A 16,968-nucleotide genomic window follows, 5' to 3' on the forward strand; every position below is an offset into this window, starting at 1 on the left:
TGTATGAAGTTGAAAATGAACCACCATAAAGCAAGAAAAGTATTACTAGGAGTTTTAATCATTGTGTTGATAACCAGTGTCAGGTTGTTGGCACAATCGGTTTCTTACTCCCAGTTTCACCTTTCTCCTATGCAAACAAACCCTGGAATGATAGCATCTTATAATCAGCCACAAGCGATTATGAGTTACCGTAGAATGAATGTAGGTGGAGGAGTAGGGGCAGCGTTTGAAACCCCTATGTTTTCGATCACTCATCCACTGATTACAAAAACCAGGGGGAGAATAGCAGGTTTTGGTTTTTCAGCCGTAAATGATAGGTTAGGAGCAGACGGAGCATTACAGATTACAGGTTTAAGTGCTGGTGCAGCTTATAACCATCAAATAGGCCGGGCACAATACATTAGTTTAGGTGTGCAAGGTGGTTATTTCTGGCAGAGTATCAACATTGACCGTTTGACAACCGGGAGTCAATGGATTAACGGGGAGTTTTTGAATACAGCGGCAAGCAATGAAGTTTTTGATATTACCGCCATTAGCTACCCAACCATGAATGCTGGGCTATATTGGTACTTTACCGATTCAGACTCTACCTCTAATACCAGGGCTTTTCTGGGTATTTCGGGGCAAAACCTCAATCAACCCAATGTTTCGTTAAGTGCTAAAGAAGAGCGAATACCCATTAGCCTTGTTTTTACTGGAGGAGTTACTGCTTACCAGAGTGAAAAACTTAAGATTATGCCTAATATACGTTGGATACAGCAAGATGGGGGCAACCGACAGGTGAATATTGGTTCTATGTTTTGGTATAATTATGCACCATTTAGTGGATTTATCAAACCTGGAAATGTAGGAGTGGGGCTTTGGTATGAGTTAAACGGAGCCGCCATTGTGTCTGTAGAAATGAACCAACCCAAGTACTCGGTAGCTTTTAGTTATGATTTAAGTATGGATCGTCAGGCGAAAAGGTTAAGTGCTTTTGAGCTGAAAGTAGGGTTTAGGATAGGTAAAAAAGAAGTAAAGCGTAAACCAAAACCTGATGAGATCAAACAAGATACAATACGACCAAAAGATGATAAGTTTATTTACACAGTAGTAGTTACCAAGCGTAACCGTAGAATAATAGGCCGTGATACTATTGCTACTGATCCTGTAAAGGCTGATAATGTGCCTCCAAAGAATTTAACTACCCGTGACCTTGAGATACTCAAGTCTACGGCGTATTTCTATTATACCAATGATGATATTAATAAAGCAACGGAATCATTGTTAAACGACATTGTTGTAATTCTTAAAAAACACCCTGACATTTATCTGGAGCTCGAAGGACATACCTGTAACATAGGGGAAACCGAAGACGCCAATCAAAATCTTTCGGAAAGAAGAGCAAGTGCGGTGAAAAAATACCTGGTAAATAAAGGAATAGATACGGATCGACTAAAAACCGTAGGATATGGTTCTAAGAGGCCAGTAGCGTCTAATAAAACCGAATTTGGTAAAATAAGGAACCGAAGGGTAAAGTTTAAGTTGATAAAAACTGAAGAAAAGAAAAAATAGAAGAATAAAAATTACTAAAAAAGGAGAGCCTGTGAGTTACTAGGTTCTCCTTTTTTATTTGTCTGAGAGTGAAAAATATGGTGAAAGGCATATTTGCTTTGATATAATTTGGGTCTTATGCATTAACGTAGAAAAAGCAGTATTTTATTTTGTTGAATATACCCTGTTCTTCTTTATTTTAAAAGGTTATTTTTGTTGGGGGATTTAGAACTTTCTACATAGGCTAGAATGAATCCCGGTGGTGCTTTTCTTTTTTCGATAAAATTCTTTTAACTTTGGCTGCTTTTTAAATTAATTAGGAAACAATATTAAATAGACTCAATGGCATATTTGTTTACGTCTGAATCAGTTTCGGAAGGACACCCTGATAAGGTATCTGATCAGATTTCTGATGCACTTATCGATTATTTTTTAGCTTATGACCCTAGCTCAAAAGTGGCTTGCGAAACTCTTGTAACTACTGGACAGGTTGTTTTGGCAGGTGAAGTGAAGTCTGATGCTTACCTTGATGTACAGGAAATAGCAAGAGAAGTAATCAAGAAAATTGGTTATACCAAGTCAGAATACATGTTTGAAGCAACTTCTTGTGGTGTTTTGTCTGCTATCCACGAACAATCTCCTGATATTAACCAAGGTGTAGATAGACAAAAGCCAGAAGAACAAGGCGCGGGTGATCAGGGAATGATGTTTGGTTATGCGACCAACGAAACTGCCAACTATATGCCACTAGCCTTAGATTTGTCGCACAAAATTCTGAAAGAGCTTGCGGATATGAGACGCGAAGCAAGCGATATTAAATATCTTAGACCTGATGCAAAATCTCAAGTAACTATTGAATATAGTGATGATAATAAACCTGTTCGTATAGACACCATTGTTGTATCTACGCAACATGACGATTTCGATACGGAGGAAGCTATGCAGGCAAAAATTCGTGAGGATATTATCAGTTTCTTGATTCCTCGTGTGAAAGCCCAGCTCCCTGAACATATTCAAGCGTTGTTCAACGATGATATTACATACCATATCAATCCTACTGGTAAGTTTGTAATTGGTGGTCCTCATGGAGATACTGGATTGACAGGTAGAAAAATTATTGTTGATACTTACGGTGGCAAGGGAGCACATGGTGGAGGTGCTTTTTCTGGAAAAGACCCTTCAAAAGTAGATAGAAGTGCAGCGTATGCTTCTCGTCACATTGCCAAAAATTTGGTAGCTGCCGGAGTAGCTGACGAAATTTTAGTACAAGTTTCTTATGCTATTGGTGTTGCCCAACCTACCAGTATTATGGTAGATACTTACGGAAGCGCCAAGGTAGATATGACCGACGCTGTAATAGGACAAAAAGTAGCAGAAGTGTTCGACATGCGTCCTTATTACATTGAGCAAAGGTTGAAGTTGCGTAACCCGATGTATCAGGAAACAGCTGCTTACGGCCACATGGGGCGTGAGTCTGAAACCATAACCAAAACTTTCAATGCAGGGAAATCAAATGAAAAGACTGTAGAAGTTGATTTGTTTACCTGGGAAAAATTAGATTATGTAGATAAGGTAAAGGCAGCTTTTGGCTTGTAGTTATCCAACGAAACCGAAAACATAAAAAAGCCCTCTAAACATTTTTAAATGTTTAGAGGGCTTTTTTAATAGTTGAATACAAACAAACATGTATATAGCAAAGTTGTGATGATACAACAAATTAATGTATACATATGCAAGAAAGATCGTTTCCGAAATGGATGACTACTATGCTGCGCATGGCAGCTATTTACAACATACTATGGGGAGCCTGGGTCACCTTATTTCCTTTTCATTTTTTTGATTTAGCACATTTGCCCCGCCCCAATTATGCAGCTATCTGGCAGGCAGTAGGAATGATTGTAGGTTGTTATGGAATAGCTTATTGGGTAGCCTCTTACAACCCTTACAAACATTGGGGAATTGTATTGGTAGGTTTTTTGGGTAAAGTGTTTGGACCTATTGGTTTTTTGCAACACGTAATGCAAGGTTCTTTGCCGTGGGTGTTTGGATTGCATAATATTACCAACGACCTGGTATGGCTTGTTCCTTTTGGCTTGGTATTGTATGGCGCATATAAACAGTACAAGCAAGCATCAGGTAAAATAAAAGAAGTGGCATAAAAATCATTTGTGTTTTACATCTTCTGGCGTGGTTCATGAAATCTTTATAAATTTACCAGACACAATTTAAAAAGATTTCTGTGGAGGCATTTTTAGAGATTATCAGACAAGAAGCAAAGCCAATACAAATGACGGTAAATACGCCGTTTTTGATGGATAAACCTGGAAAAGTATGGTTTATTGATCAAGGACAAATCAATGTATATACTGTACAATTGAAAGGTGGCAAACCAGAAGGGCAACGCTTTTATTTCTTTACTGCCGAGCAACAACAACTTTTATTAGGGCTTGATTCTGCGAATTCTATGCATCACATTGGTTTTTCGGCAGATGCCACCAAAGATACATTGGTGTATGAGTGCGACCTTGCCCGCTTGAAAGAATTGGCACTCATGCCCGACTACTCGCCTATAATAGCTGGCTTGATCAGTGATTGGGTAACCAATTTGTTTTTTGGTATTTCAGAAAATGAAAATCACCCCAATAAAGCGGCAAATGTATTAATTAAAAAGGGGGAACGAGTTATTTTGAGAGAAGGCGACAGTATATCGGCTCAAAAAAAGGTAGTTTGGGCAGTAATTAAACCCCGTAAAGCCAATACCTTACTCATCAATGGTTCAGGAAAGCTTGATCAACCCACCCAAGAACTTTTATTGCCTTTGTGTCGAGAGTCGTTTTGGGAGTCGAATGGAAATCTGGGGCTAAAATTTATAGGTACTACCGAAGCAATTCAGCAAGAAGCCGCCTGGCAAGGTTTAGAGGCGCTTGATAACACTTTGTTTTCGCTTGAAAAAAATGCCATTGATTTTGTGGCGCGTAATGAACAAATTCGCCTCAAGTCCAAATACCAAAATCAGTACATTAAAACCATTCAAACCCTTAAAGATGCTGAGGCTATTCTCAACCGTGAGGCTGCCGACAAATACGCCAAAGGCCTAAGGGTGCAAACCGACGATGTACTGTTCAACGCTTGTCAAGTAGTGGCCGATCCTGCCAAAATACGTCTGGTGCCTCCGCTTGAAAACACAAAAGAGGGGTATGACCCTATTGGAGATATAGCAAGAGCATCAAAGGTAAGGTATCGTGAGGTACTGCTAGAAGGCAAATGGTGGCAACAAGACTCTGGAGCACTGCTCAGCTTTTTGAAAGAAGGCGATACACCTATAGCTTTGATGCCTGTTAAAGGCAATCGTTATGAAGCCTACAACCCTGTAACCAAAGAGGCTTTCAGAATTACCGAAAAGAATCAGCACCTAATAGACAAAGTAGCTTATACATTTTATAAACCATTTCCTCAGAAGAAAATCACCCTTGTAGACCTCCTCAAATTTGGCTTGTTTAAAGAAAAAAGAGATTTTTATATCTTGATTATTATGGGGCTTGCTGGAACAGGTTTAGGACTCATTACACCTATTCTTACAGGAGTGTTGTTTGACACTGTAATACCTAACGCGGGCAAATCTCAGGTAATGCACGTAGGTTTTGCCTTGTTTATGGCGTTAATTGGTTACATTTTGTTTGAATTAACCGAAGGGTTTGCACTGTTGCGGATAGAAACCAAAATGGACCATAGTTTACAGGCAGCAGTTTGGGATAGATTATTGGATTTGCCTGCCTCATTTTTCAGAAAGTTTACTACAGGCGACCTGGCAGATCGGGCAATGGGAATTAATGAAATACGTAAATTATTGTCGGGTGTAGTAATTACCGCCATTTTAAGCAGCGTTTTTTCATTGCTTAATTTTTTGTTATTGTTTTATTATAGTGTAAAACTGGCCTTAGTAGCTTTGGGTATTTCTTTGGTAGAGGTACTGATCATGTATTGGATTGGTAGGTGGCAAATTTCTAAAGAAAAGCAGGCCTTGAATTATGATGGAAAAACTCAAGGCATTGTTTTACAGTTGTTAAACGGGATAAGTAAATTTAGAGTAACGGGTACTGAAATAAGGGCTTTCAATCATTGGCTAAGGCTTTTTACCAAATCTAAACAATTTTCTTTTGAAGCAGCAAGGGTAGAAAACATTCAAACAGTCATTAATTCAATGATGCCTCTGCTTGCCAGTGGGATTATTTACTGGACTTTTTTTTCCTCTAGTGAGTGGGGAAAATTGTCTACCGGTCAATTTTTAGCTTTTAATGCTGCCTATGGTGCTTTTTTATCGTCGATATTGGCAATGAGTGCAGCTTCATTGACCATATTTCAGGTTTTTCCTATATATGAGCGTACACGCCCAATATTAGAAACTTTGCCCGAAAACGATGATCGCAAGTCGAACCCAGGGAGATTGAAAGGGAATATTGAAGTATCTAAAGTAAATTTTAGATATAACAAAGATGCCCCATTAGTATTAAATAATATATCTTTGCAATTAAGGTCAGGAGAGTACGTCGCTTTTGTAGGAGCATCTGGTTCGGGTAAGTCTACACTAATCAGGTTGTTGTTGGGTTTTGAGAAACCTGAGGTTGGAAGTATTTTTTATGACAATCAAGATTTAAATAAGTTAGATTTAAGGCTGGTAAGGCGGCAAATTGGTGTAGTATTGCAAGATGGTCAACTTACACCAGGCGATATATTTTCTAACATTGTGGGATCATCACCACAATTGACTATGGATGATGCCTGGAACGCTGCAAAAATGGCTGCATTTGATGAAGACATCAAACAAATGCCTATGGGAATGCATACAATTATTAGTGAGGGTGGTTCTACCCTTTCAGGAGGGCAAAAACAACGTTTGCTTATTGCCAGAACTCTGGTACATAAGCCGCGCATTGTCATGTTTGATGAAGCCACCAGCGCCTTAGATAATCGAACGCAAGCTGTAATTACAGAAAGCTTGAATAAACTACAGGCAACCCGCATTGTGATTGCGCACCGGCTGAGTACTATTCGTAATGTAGACAAAGTTTTTGTGTTTGATCAAGGTAAAATAGCTCAAACAGGAAGCTACGAAGAGTTAATTCATCAGGAGGGGTTGTTTAAAGATTTGGCAACCAGGCAACTGGCATAACATTACACATAAATGACCAAAAAATGATAAATATACAAAGGGTGAAGGTAGTCAAATTAATTTACGCAAGCATTTTATCTTTGGTATTGACAGGCTGTGGAGGGACAGAAGAACCTTTTTTGAACTCACCGGGATTATTGAGCGATATAGAGTTGGATAAAAAACCAATCTATACATCGTTAGAAGTTGCTTTGGAGCAACCCAATGATGTATATATGATGAAACTGGCAAACAAAGATATGCTGGTGCTTTCTAAAAAAATAGCCCTTTTTAAAAACCTTCAGGTATTAAACTTACAACAAAATAAACTCACAGAACTACCCTCAGAAATCGGCGACCTAACCAAGCTTCAAAAATTAATTTTGAGCAATAACCAATTAGAGAAGTTACCTCCGGAAATAGGCAAACTAACCCACCTTTTGGAGTTGCGGGTAAGTGCCAACCGTTTAACTACCCTGCCTCCGGAAATTGGTAAACTCAAAAGCCTTCAGTACTTATATATACCCAATAACAAGCTTATTACTCTGCCGCCAGAAATAGGGCAACTTACTCAGTTAAAACGTTTGTTTCTAGAGCACAACCAGCTAACCCAATTGCCTGCCTCTATAGGGCAACTAAACAATCTTCAGTCGTTGATTTTAAATAATAATCGAGTCAATCAGTTGCCCCACGAAATAGGACAGTTAAAAAACTTGCATACTTTTTATTTAGCAAACAATCGCTTAAAAGAACTACCTCGGGAAATACTTACCTTACAAAACCTTCAGAAACTCTACCTGGTAGGCAACCAATTACAGCAATTGCCCCCCCAGCTGGCAAAATTAGATAAGTTACAAATTTTAGATCTGCAAAAAAATAATTTTTCAGAAGTGCCTGCTGCTGTTACCAAACTTACCAAGTTGCAAAAACTTTGGCTCAACAACAACCAACTTACCTCGCTTAATGCTGAAATAGGCAAGCTCCAAAACCTGCAAATATTGTATCTGGAAGAGAATAAAATCAAAGAGTTACCCACCTCTATTGGGAGTATTCAAAGCTTAAAACACCTAAGCCTGAGCGATAACATGCTTACTTCACTACCTCAGGAAATAGGTCAGCTACGCAAGTTGCAGGCATTGTACCTACGCAACAACCAACTACCCAAAACCGAACAAGCTAAGATCAAAGAATGGTGTGGCAAAGCATACATTACCTTTTGATCTTAAACCAAAAAAACCTTTTGATACAATAAGTACCAAAAGGTTGGTTATTATAAAAACCTGACTAACTATATTTAGTACAAGTTTACAATAAGTGCACTAAGTAACTACTTGGCAGCAGCATATTTTTCGGCTGCTTTGTATTTTTCACCTACTTTTTCCCAGTTGATGATATTCCAAAATGCAGAAATATAATCAGGGCGACGGTTCTGATACTTTAAGTAGTAAGCGTGCTCCCATACGTCTAAACCAAGAATAGGAGTGCCTTTTACTTCAGCTACATCCATCAAAGGGTTGTCTTGGTTAGGCGTAGAAGTCACATGCAATTTTCCATCTTCACCTACAATCAACCAAGCCCATCCAGAGCCAAAGCGAGTAGCTGCAGCAGCGTTAAACTTTTCTTTCAAATTATCTAAAGAACCAAAAGCGTCTTTGATAGCTGTTTCAAGGTCTCCACTTGGAGCGCCACCTTTGGGACTCAAAATTTCCCAAAAAAGACTATGGTTATAAAAACCACCGCCATTGTTGCGAACACCAGCGCTGTGGCTTCCAGCATTTTTTAATATATCTTCTATAGAATGGTTGGCCAAGTCGGTTCCTTCGATAGCATTATTTAACTTTGATGTATATCCAGCGTGGTGTTTACCATAGTGAATTTCCATTGTTTTTGCATCAAAGTGTGGTTCTAGTGCGTCGTAAGCATAAGGTAAAGCTTTCTGTTCGAATGCCATAATTTCGTGCTTTTTTAAGTTGTAAAATGTTTAAAAGACAGTTGTAAATGGTAAAATCAGCCTCATTCATCTGAGTGCCTTATTGTCTTACCATTGTATGTATAACAAAACAAATATAAATTAGTTTCGCAATTTTTGAAAGAATCGCTGTAAAAGTTCTGTGCACTCGTTTTCGAGCACCCCACCCACTTGCACAGTTTTTGGGTGCAACACTGTTATCGCTTTGTTGTTAGTACCTTCAGTAGCAGACTCAATACGAGAGAACCCCCTTTTAGGATCGTAAGCACCAAACACCAGCCTGCCCAATTGAGACCAGGCTATAGCACCAGCACACATTACGCAAGGTTCTAGAGTTACATACATTGTACATTGGTTAAGGTACTTTGCTCCCAGGTAGTTGGCAGCTCCTGTTACTGCAAGTATTTCGGCATGAGCAGTTACATCTAACAACTGTTCGGTTTGGTTGTGAGCTCTAGCTATGATTTTGTCTTGTACTACTACTACAGCTCCTACAGGTATTTCTCCTTTGTTATAAGCTGCTACTGCTTCTTTATAAGCTTGTTGCATATAAAACTCGTCGTGCATTGGGAATTTTTCTATGGGTGATTATATTCTTTTTACTTCACAATGTACCCTTTGTGTTTCAGGGTGTATGTTCAACACCTGATACCCCGGAGCCAACTTATCCAGGGCAAACTCAGGGGCATAAGGGTTAAATTGATAAGAGGTAGCTGGTGCCGAAAAATACTGCACTCCCTTGCGTTGCCAGGCGTGGGCGTGGTGTATGTGCCCACAGATAACTGCTCGTACCTGAAGGAATGCGTCAATGATTTTATAAAAATCATTTTTATTAGTCAACCCTAAACTATTTGTCCAGGAGCCAGGGGTTGTCAAAAGCTGATGGTGTAACGCAATGATGGTAGAAGTATTAGTGGCTTCTGCCAATGATTTTTTCAAAAATAGAAGTTCATCGTCAGGCAAAAAGCCCGCCACCGCCTTTTCTTGCCTATCAGTGCTGTTTAACAATATAAAACGAGTTCCTTTGATTTCAAACACATTGGTATTTTGCACCTGTACTTTAGGAGCGATTTGCTTCATAAGCACAGCACTGTCGTGGTTGCCCGGTAGCCAATAATAAGGAATCCCCAAAGGTGCCAGCAACTCGTCTACATGAAAATAACTTTCTTTTTCCTGTTTGGCTGCAATGTCTCCTGTGATCAATATAAAGTCTAATGTGTCTTCTTGTTTCAGCAAATCTACTACATTACAAAAACTTTGATAAGGATGATGTTGATGATACATAAAATTCTTGTACTTGTACAAATGCAAGTCAGACAAGTGAGCAAACCTGAGAGTATTCATGCTGTATAAGTGTTTTTGCAAATATGTAGCATGAATCTAAGAATATAAAAAATAGTTTGAAATAGAAAGGGAGATAGCAGAAGGGGGGATAAAGAGATTGTTTGGCAAAAGAGATGCAACCAACCCGTAATATAAAAGCATAAGTCAACCTGCTAAGAATCAACGTACTGCATTTGGAGCAAAAGAATAGAAAAAATATGGCGACTTCATTAGCAATAAATGTGCCTTGAAAAGGTTATTATTTGGAGAGCAGTATAATTTTACCTATCTTGTCCCGTGTTCAAAAAAAAAGGCATTGCAGTTTGAAAATCAAACCGAATGCCCGTTACAAAAATGACACCAAAATTAATAGCAATTATATAAGTACAACAACAATGCCAAACTGGCTTTTTAATAGCATATTCTACCTTTGTAGAAAATTTTTGCTAGTTTGCATCGTTTATTGATTATAATTCAATGTTGAATACAATGCTTCATCTTTTAGATGAGTCGTCCGTTATAAAAATGACGTTTACATCATTAATAAGATAGTTGTTAGAAAAACAACAACAATGCCAAGCTAAAAAGCTTGGCATTTATTTTTCGATTAAAATTGACTTGTTGTGACCAATAGTTAATACCCTTTGCCACGTTTAAGAATAAACCAAACGCTGCGTAGTACAATCAACACGTGATTTTTGAGCGTAGTCCACAACCCATAATGTTTCTTGAGTATTTGGTAGCGATCTTTGAGCGAAGCCTTCAGGTGTTTGCGAGAAAACCCCCCTTGTAAATATATTGCCAGGATTTGGTGAGCATTGATTGTTTTTTTTGACCGTTTTAACACCTTAATTACCCAGTCAATATCAGCACTGTAAGGGTGTTGTTCATAGTCATAAGGCTCAGCAATGCTTTTGCGCACCAAAATGGATTGGTGACAAACAACCATGCCTTGTTGCATGTCTTTCCAGTGAAGTTGCTCTGGTAACCTGTGAGGAGTAGCTTTACTTCTGATGCCCAGCGGGTTACGTTCAAGATCGAGAAACTCAGTCTCACCATAGTAAACATCGCCATCGGTTTCTTTGGCAAACATATCCGTTAGCACTTCAGGAGTCCTTATTTCATCTCCGGCATTCATAAACCACACAAAATCGCCTTTAGCAAGCTCCATTCCCTTATTCATTGCATCGTACAAACCTTTATCTGGTTCGCTAATCCATTGATCAATATTGGCTTCATACTTTTTTATAATGTCCAGTGTACCATCTTTCGACTGCCCGTCTATAATCAAGTATTCTATATGAGGGTATGTTTGGGTTATAATGCTTTGAATGGTACGCTCCAGGTATTTTTCGGCGTTGAAACACACCGTAATGATTGATATTCTGGGTAGAGATTGATTCATAGATTATTTTAATCAAGTATCTTTTTATATAACTGTACATACTGATTACTCACTACCTCTTCGGTAAAGTTGTCCAATACTTTTTGTCGGGCATTTTTCGTAAGTGTTTGATTATCTGATTGATACAGTGTCCAGTAAATGCCCTTGGCAAGGTCTTCGGCAGACTTGTACGACGCCAGGTAACCGTTTTGCTGATGGTCGATCAAATCGCCCACCCCGCCTACATCAAAGGCAATTGCTGGGGTGCCACAGGCCATTGACTCCATAATGGTGTTGGGGAGGTTTTCTTCCAACGAAGGCATCACCAACGCATCTCCCAGGTTATAATTTTGTCGCAAAGCTTCGTCCCCTGAGAGCAACCCTTGTAAATGAACGGTGTAAGGAGACAATGCTTTTACTTGCGCTCCTGCACCACCAAACACCAACAGTTCAACTTCTTGCAAGGTGGCAGGGTATTGTTCCTTCAATATTTGCAAAGCTTCCAGAAAGTAGTCGATTCCTTTCCTCTTGTCACTGATTTTGACTGAGCCAAACAATAAGTACTTTTTATCTACAGCCAGTGACCTTTGTTGGCGCAGTATCTTTTTATCCAAAGGGGTGTAAACTGTAGTATCTATAGGGTTAGGAATGCTCTGAATACTACTTTTGGTAGATACCTCAGCACTCATTAAACCACTTTTGGTTGCTTCGTTGGCAATCCATTGGCTACAGCCTACCAAATGCAGTGATTTGTCTTTATAAATGGTAAGCTTTCTCTGGAAAATCCGGTAAGACAAATCTTTTGGGTGAGGGTGCTTTAGAAAAACACAATTGCCACATTCTCGTTGGTAATGGTCACAGTTGCGGGCGTGATGGCAACCCCCAGTAAAAGCCCACATATCGTGCATCGTCCATACAATGGGTTTGCCAAGCGCAAAGAGTGTTTTGAGTGATTTGAGAGACAAAAAACCAAAAACAATCCAATGTAAGTGAATAATATCAGCTTGCTTTATCAATGGGTGTTGGCTAATATTGGTACCAATATAGGCCGGCGAAATAGCATAACGGGTGGCTTTTGACTTAGCCTGTCGCCAAAAAAGCAGGCGATCTACAGTAAACCTAAGGAAAGCTCTTTTCTTGCCCCACCAGGTGTTGGCTACTGCCTGTAGGTGTTGCTGTTTTTGGGTTTGTACTTGTACCAGTAGTTGAGGCTCTACCAAAGGTTGGTCTTGTAGTGCCTTATGGAGGCGTTGTGCGGCTACTGCTGCCCCACCAAAATCCTGGAAAGTGTTAACAATTGCTACTTTTATTGCCCTCTGCTCCATTGTTTCTTGCCTCATTACTTCTTTATTGCCATAATAGACGCCCAATGCTTGGTATCTTTCCAACATTTAAACCCTTGCTGGCTTACTATATCTATAGCTTTTTGTACAAACTCGTCTTCGTGCAATTCTATATTCATTGCTTGTACTTTTTGCATCCAGCTTAGGTCGTCACTTTCCAATATATTTTTTTCGGCTCCTTCAATGTCCATCTTCATATAGTCTACCTTATCTAACGAGTAGGTGGCCAAAATGTCGCTCAGGCTGATAGAAGGCATTTCTTTGGTAGCAGCTTGGGTATTCTCAGTAATGGCATACGCGTCAGTATCTGCATTGTCTGCATACTGTATAGTACCAGTGTTTGTCCACACAGCCTTATTGGTAATGGTTACCCCAGGCAGTTCAGCACAGTTTTTTTTACAGGTTTCAAAATTTTGCTTATCCATTTCAAACCCAAAAATTTTGCTCTGAGGGTAGAGATGTTTAAAGTGGCGTATAGTAAGCCCAATGTTGGCTCCCAGGTCTAATATCACCGCATCGGCAGGCAAGTCAACAGGGGGGAGATGGTACTGGTGATAAAATACATATTTTATTACACTTCGGTCTATAGCATTATTACTACGTATAGTCACTCCTTCATTATCTAAGGTTTTAATGTGTAATTGGATGTCATCATTCCCTGTCTTATCAAAGTATTTTTTTCTTTCTTTGAATGGTAAAATTTTAAAAAGGATATAGTTCTCTAATAAGTAATTTGTAACCGGTAAAAGTGCTTTTTTGAAGCTATTCATCTTAAGGTGTTTTTCTTGAAAATATGAAGGCTACATTAGCCTTGGTAGTGAATGAAATAAAAGGAAACTGTGTACCTCATACTATCTCTTTAATTGTCTTATACATCAGTATAACCAAGACATGCTTAAGCAAGAGAATTGTGCAAAAGTAATAAGTTTAAATCTTTTTGATCAATTTAATTTTGATATGTTTGAGTTTATCTCCTTTCTATTAAGTAAAAGCGCTTGTTTTAGAGTGGCTATTTCCGTGTTTTGCAAGGCAAATGCCCTGCGAAATCAGAATCACCTGTTTTGTGAGTCTCTATGCTTATAAGAGCTTGTTGGGATTTTGTTTTTGCCAGTAAACCTTCTACTTTTGCTGCGTTTAAGGGCTCATCTCTAGTTTTTGTTTTGCCCAATGGCAGACAAAATGAGTGAGTTCTGAGCCTTACCACTTTTAATTTAGCATAAAGTGGATATAGGTTTGTTTGCCATAGAGTTGCAACAGCAAATGCATGATGTGGTTTTACCTTTGTATTCTAATTCAACAAACATAGCATAGTCTCCGATGAGCATCAAAAAAATATTACCAGACTTAGCCATTATCTTTTTCTTTTTTATCCTAAGTGCCATTTATAATTATCCAGAGTTATCAGGAGAAAAGCTGCCTCAAAATGATGTGCTGCAAGCTCAGGGAGCATCTAAAGAACTGAAAGACTACAAAGCAAAAACGGGTAAAGTGGGGCTTTGGACAAATAGTATGTTTAGTGGAATGCCCGCAAATATGGTATATTCTGAGCGTCCCAACAGCTTACCTCTCTGGTTGGGGCGTGCACTACACTATGGCTTAATGCCCTTCACTATCAATACAGTGTTTATGTTATTGGTCACCTCTTTTTTGGCATTCCTTATCTTGGGCTTCGATCGATGGATAGGTGTGTTGGGAGCCATAGGAATCGTGTTTGCTTCTTATAACTTTATTAACATAGACGCTGGGCACGTGTCCAAGCTTGTTGCTCAATCGTATGGGTTTCCATTGATTGCCTCAGTGATCATCACCTTTAGAGGCAAGTACTTGGTGGGAGGGGTATTGACCGCATTGTTTGCTGGGTTGGAACTATACAGTAACCACGTGCAAATCACTTACTATATATTCATTATTTTGCTTATTATAAGCCTGTATGAGTTGATAAGAGCCTTTCAAGCCAAGCAAGTCAAAGAATTTATGATAGGCGCGTTGGTATTATTAATTGCCGGAGGTATTGCTTTTGGGTCTAATGCTTCTTTGCTGGTGCCCAACTACGAATACTCCAAGCAAACCATTCGTGGCCCATCAGAACTTACTACTAACGACCAAACTAAGGGCGGAGGACTTGATATAAAATATGCCTTTCAGTGGAGCTATGGCAAAATGGAAAGTTTTACTGTGTTGGTGCCCAACTTTTATGGTGGAGCATCGGGCGGAGAACTGAGCAAAAAATCTAACATGTATGAAACCCTCACCCGGCGAGGTGTACAAGGCAGACAGGCAGAGCAGTTTGTAAAACAGCAACCTTTGTACTGGGGTGATATGCCATTTACTTCAGGACCTGCCTATTATGGTGCTATTATCTGTTTCTTGTTTGTTTTTAGCCTCATTGTTGCCAAAAATGACTTTAAGTGGTGGTTATTAGGCATTGTTGTGTTTTTGTTGCTTTTATCATGGGGTCGCAACTTGACCTGGTTCAATAACTTCTTCTTTTATAATGTACCACTTTATAATAAGTTCAGGGCAGTAAACATGCTCTTCTCTTTGATCAATATTTTTATGGTGTGGGGCATTGCTTTGGGGCTAAGAGACATATTCAATGGAGAACTCAAGGGCAAAGACCTGATCAAGCCGTTGGGTTATAGTGTAGCTATTGTAGGAGGGTTGACTGCTATTTTTGCGTTGTTAGGTGGTGGCTTATTTAGCTTTGAGGCTGCCGGAGATCAAAAATACCTGGAACAACTTGAAAAAATGACCGGAAGCAAAGGGTTTGCTATGGATTTGCTTAGTGCGCTGCAAGCCGACCGTGCTAGTTTGCTAAAAGCCGATGCGTTACGTTCATTGATATTTATTTTATTAGCCGCAGGAATATTGTGGGCATTTTTCACCGAGAAAATTAAAAAAGAATATGCTTTGATTGCAATTACTTTGCTGATATTGGTTGACTTATGGGGGGTAAACAAGCGTTATTTGAACACCAAGAGTTTTAAAAAGCCACGTAATGTAGAAGCTGCCAAAAAGCCTCAGCCTTATGATCTTGAAATTTTGCAAAAAGGGCAAAAAGACCCACATTACCGGGTGTTAAATACAGCCAAAAGTCCTATGAACGATGCTATCACTTCTTTCCATCACAAGTCTATAGGAGGTTATCATGGTGCCAAGCTACGTCGCTACCAAGAGCTTGCTGACGCCCACTTTACCCGCAACATGACTGCTGCTTATATGTTGAGAACCGCCCAAGGTAAGCTAAGGCAACACAACCCTAAAGATACCAACAATGTATCGGTATTGAGCATGTTAAATATGAGGTTTTTGGTAGACAGGGGGGGCAAAGTGTTTGAAAACACCAATGCTATGGGGCATGCCTGGTTTGTAGATGGCTACAAAGTAGTCAATAGTTCAGATGAAGAATTGGCTTCGCTTACCAAGTTTGACCCTAAGAAAATAGCTTTTGTCAACCCTAAATATGCTAAAGAAGTACAAGGGCTTACCATCAAACCTGATAATAATGCTACCATCAAACTTTTGTCTTATGCCCCCGATGTAATGAAGTATGAAGCCAATGTGGGCAGCACACAGTTGGCAGTTTTTTCTGAGATTTTTTATGACAATGGAGCGCGTTGGGTTGCCTACATCGATGGCAAGCCTGTGTCACACCTTAGGGTAAACTATGTGCTCAGGGCGTTGGTAGTACCAGCAGGTAAACATACCATAGAGTTTCGTTTTATTTCCAAAACTCTTGCTATAAGCGAAAGCATTGCTTTAATTTCATCTATATTGCTGCTACTGGGCATAGCAGGGGCAATTGTTTTGTATTTTAAGAAACAAAAGACGGCATCGAAGCCAGAGTAGTAGCTAATATTCGTATGAAAAAGGGTGTATCACAAATTTGTGATACACCCTTTTTTAATATACACTTGATCCAATGTACTCACTACACCATCAATTAAGTTTGCCAAATACTTTTAGCTGTAGCTAACTAAAGTAAAGCAAAACCGTGCAAAGCGAAGCCCAAATAAGATGGTGCATTCTGCAATTAAATCTCGTTTACAATACCAGTTGTGTGGGATTATAAACTCAGCGTTATTTACTCCCAATTTGAAACCGTACACTAATTTTTAGCTATTAATATTTGCTTAGAAGTTAACTTTATCAACTTTAAAAGTGCTTGAATAACAAGGCCTTTCTTTCCGCCTTAGGAATTGTTCAAAAATAAATTTACACTCTAAGGGGTGATTTTTCGCCTTGATACTTCGTTATTTTTATTGCC

Annotated in this window: 12 protein-coding genes; 6 read left to right on the plus strand and 6 right to left on the minus strand. The window is 39.2% G+C overall.

Annotation, left to right across the window (positions count from 1 at the left end; all coding sequences use genetic code 11):
- The first annotated feature begins 3 nt into the window (after nt 1-3).
- The 5 genes from Q0954_RS14135 to Q0954_RS14155 all read left to right on the plus strand — a co-directional run bounded on the left by Q0954_RS14135 (nt 4) and on the right by Q0954_RS14155 (nt 7,902).
- Nucleotides 4-1,554, plus strand: a complete 1,551-nt coding sequence (locus Q0954_RS14135; RefSeq protein ID WP_299457901.1) for a PorP/SprF family type IX secretion system membrane protein — start codon at nt 4-6, stop codon at nt 1,552-1,554.
- Between the two features lie 321 nt (nt 1,555-1,875).
- Nucleotides 1,876-3,129, plus strand: a complete 1,254-nt coding sequence (gene metK / locus Q0954_RS14140) for a methionine adenosyltransferase (RefSeq protein WP_299457902.1) — start codon at nt 1,876-1,878, stop codon at nt 3,127-3,129.
- A 134-nt stretch (nt 3,130-3,263) separates the two neighbouring features.
- Nucleotides 3,264-3,692 carry an alkyl hydroperoxide reductase gene (locus Q0954_RS14145; RefSeq protein WP_299457903.1) on the plus strand — a complete coding sequence of 143 codons (429 nt, stop codon included), beginning with the start codon at nt 3,264-3,266 and terminating at the stop codon, nt 3,690-3,692.
- 80 nt (nt 3,693-3,772) lie between these two features.
- Nucleotides 3,773-6,703 carry an NHLP bacteriocin export ABC transporter permease/ATPase subunit gene (locus Q0954_RS14150; RefSeq protein ID WP_299457904.1) on the plus strand — a complete coding sequence of 977 codons (2,931 nt, stop codon included), beginning with the start codon at nt 3,773-3,775 and terminating at the stop codon, nt 6,701-6,703.
- A 23-nt stretch (nt 6,704-6,726) separates the two neighbouring features.
- Nucleotides 6,727-7,902, plus strand: a complete 1,176-nt coding sequence (locus Q0954_RS14155; protein ID WP_299457905.1) for a leucine-rich repeat domain-containing protein — start codon at nt 6,727-6,729, stop codon at nt 7,900-7,902.
- Between the two features lie 107 nt (nt 7,903-8,009).
- On the opposite strand, the gene Q0954_RS14160 is transcribed toward Q0954_RS14155, so the two are convergent.
- The 6 genes from Q0954_RS14160 to Q0954_RS14185 all read right to left on the minus strand — a co-directional run bounded on the left by Q0954_RS14160 (nt 8,010) and on the right by Q0954_RS14185 (nt 13,471).
- Nucleotides 8,010-8,633: a superoxide dismutase gene (locus Q0954_RS14160; RefSeq protein WP_299457907.1), complete on the minus strand. Its 624-nt coding sequence runs from the start codon at nt 8,631-8,633 to the stop codon at nt 8,010-8,012.
- Nucleotides 8,634-8,753: 120 nt separating this feature from the next.
- Entirely contained in the window at nt 8,754-9,218 is a 465-nt protein-coding gene (locus tag Q0954_RS14165) for a nucleoside deaminase (protein WP_299457909.1), read from the minus strand.
- A 21-nt stretch (nt 9,219-9,239) separates the two neighbouring features.
- The gene (locus tag Q0954_RS14170; RefSeq protein WP_299457911.1) at nt 9,240-9,995 is read right to left on the minus strand and encodes a metallophosphoesterase; all 756 of its coding nucleotides are present in this window, start codon (nt 9,993-9,995) and stop codon (nt 9,240-9,242) included.
- Between the two features lie 613 nt (nt 9,996-10,608).
- The gene (locus tag Q0954_RS14175) at nt 10,609-11,379 is read right to left on the minus strand and encodes a glycosyltransferase family 2 protein (protein WP_299457913.1); all 771 of its coding nucleotides are present in this window, start codon (nt 11,377-11,379) and stop codon (nt 10,609-10,611) included.
- An 8-nt stretch (nt 11,380-11,387) separates the two neighbouring features.
- Complete coding sequence (locus Q0954_RS14180) at nt 11,388-12,749, minus strand: glycosyltransferase family 4 protein (RefSeq protein WP_299457915.1); 1,362 nt, start codon at nt 12,747-12,749, stop codon at nt 11,388-11,390.
- Nucleotides 12,698-13,471 carry an FkbM family methyltransferase gene (locus tag Q0954_RS14185; protein ID WP_299457916.1) on the minus strand — a complete coding sequence of 258 codons (774 nt, stop codon included), beginning with the start codon at nt 13,469-13,471 and terminating at the stop codon, nt 12,698-12,700. The genes Q0954_RS14180 and Q0954_RS14185 overlap by 52 nt, the downstream gene beginning before the upstream one ends.
- A gap of 547 nt (nt 13,472-14,018) precedes the next feature.
- On the opposite strand from Q0954_RS14185, the gene Q0954_RS14190 reads away from it, so the two are divergent.
- Nucleotides 14,019-16,550, plus strand: a complete 2,532-nt coding sequence (locus Q0954_RS14190; protein ID WP_299457917.1) for a hypothetical protein — start codon at nt 14,019-14,021, stop codon at nt 16,548-16,550.
- Nucleotides 16,551-16,968: the final 418 nt, after the last annotated feature.

It is taken from the genome of uncultured Microscilla sp., from assembly GCF_947493425.1.
Classification (GTDB): domain Bacteria; phylum Bacteroidota; class Bacteroidia; order Cytophagales; family Microscillaceae; genus Microscilla.

What these genes read in the sequence shown, in the direction of transcription:
- Q0954_RS14155 (WP_299457905.1), top strand. Translation starts at nt 6,727, where the DNA reads ATGATAAATATACAAAGGGTGAAGGTAGTCAAATTAATTTACGCAAGC.
- Q0954_RS14145 (WP_299457903.1), top strand. Translation starts at nt 3,264, where the DNA reads ATGCAAGAAAGATCGTTTCCGAAATGGATGACTACTATGCTGCGCATG.
- Q0954_RS14175 (WP_299457913.1), bottom strand. Translation starts at nt 11,379, where the DNA reads ATGAATCAATCTCTACCCAGAATATCAATCATTACGGTGTGTTTCAAC.
- Q0954_RS14165 (WP_299457909.1), bottom strand. Translation starts at nt 9,218, where the DNA reads ATGCACGACGAGTTTTATATGCAACAAGCTTATAAAGAAGCAGTAGCA.
- Q0954_RS14170 (WP_299457911.1), bottom strand. Translation starts at nt 9,995, where the DNA reads ATGAATACTCTCAGGTTTGCTCACTTGTCTGACTTGCATTTGTACAAG.
- Q0954_RS14190 (WP_299457917.1), top strand. Translation starts at nt 14,019, where the DNA reads ATGAGCATCAAAAAAATATTACCAGACTTAGCCATTATCTTTTTCTTT.
- Q0954_RS14135 (WP_299457901.1), top strand. Translation starts at nt 4, where the DNA reads ATGAAGTTGAAAATGAACCACCATAAAGCAAGAAAAGTATTACTAGGA.
- Q0954_RS14180 (WP_299457915.1), bottom strand. Translation starts at nt 12,749, where the DNA reads ATGTTGGAAAGATACCAAGCATTGGGCGTCTATTATGGCAATAAAGAA.
- Q0954_RS14185 (WP_299457916.1), bottom strand. Translation starts at nt 13,471, where the DNA reads ATGAATAGCTTCAAAAAAGCACTTTTACCGGTTACAAATTACTTATTA.
- metK (WP_299457902.1), top strand. Translation starts at nt 1,876, where the DNA reads ATGGCATATTTGTTTACGTCTGAATCAGTTTCGGAAGGACACCCTGAT.
- Q0954_RS14160 (WP_299457907.1), bottom strand. Translation starts at nt 8,633, where the DNA reads ATGGCATTCGAACAGAAAGCTTTACCTTATGCTTACGACGCACTAGAA.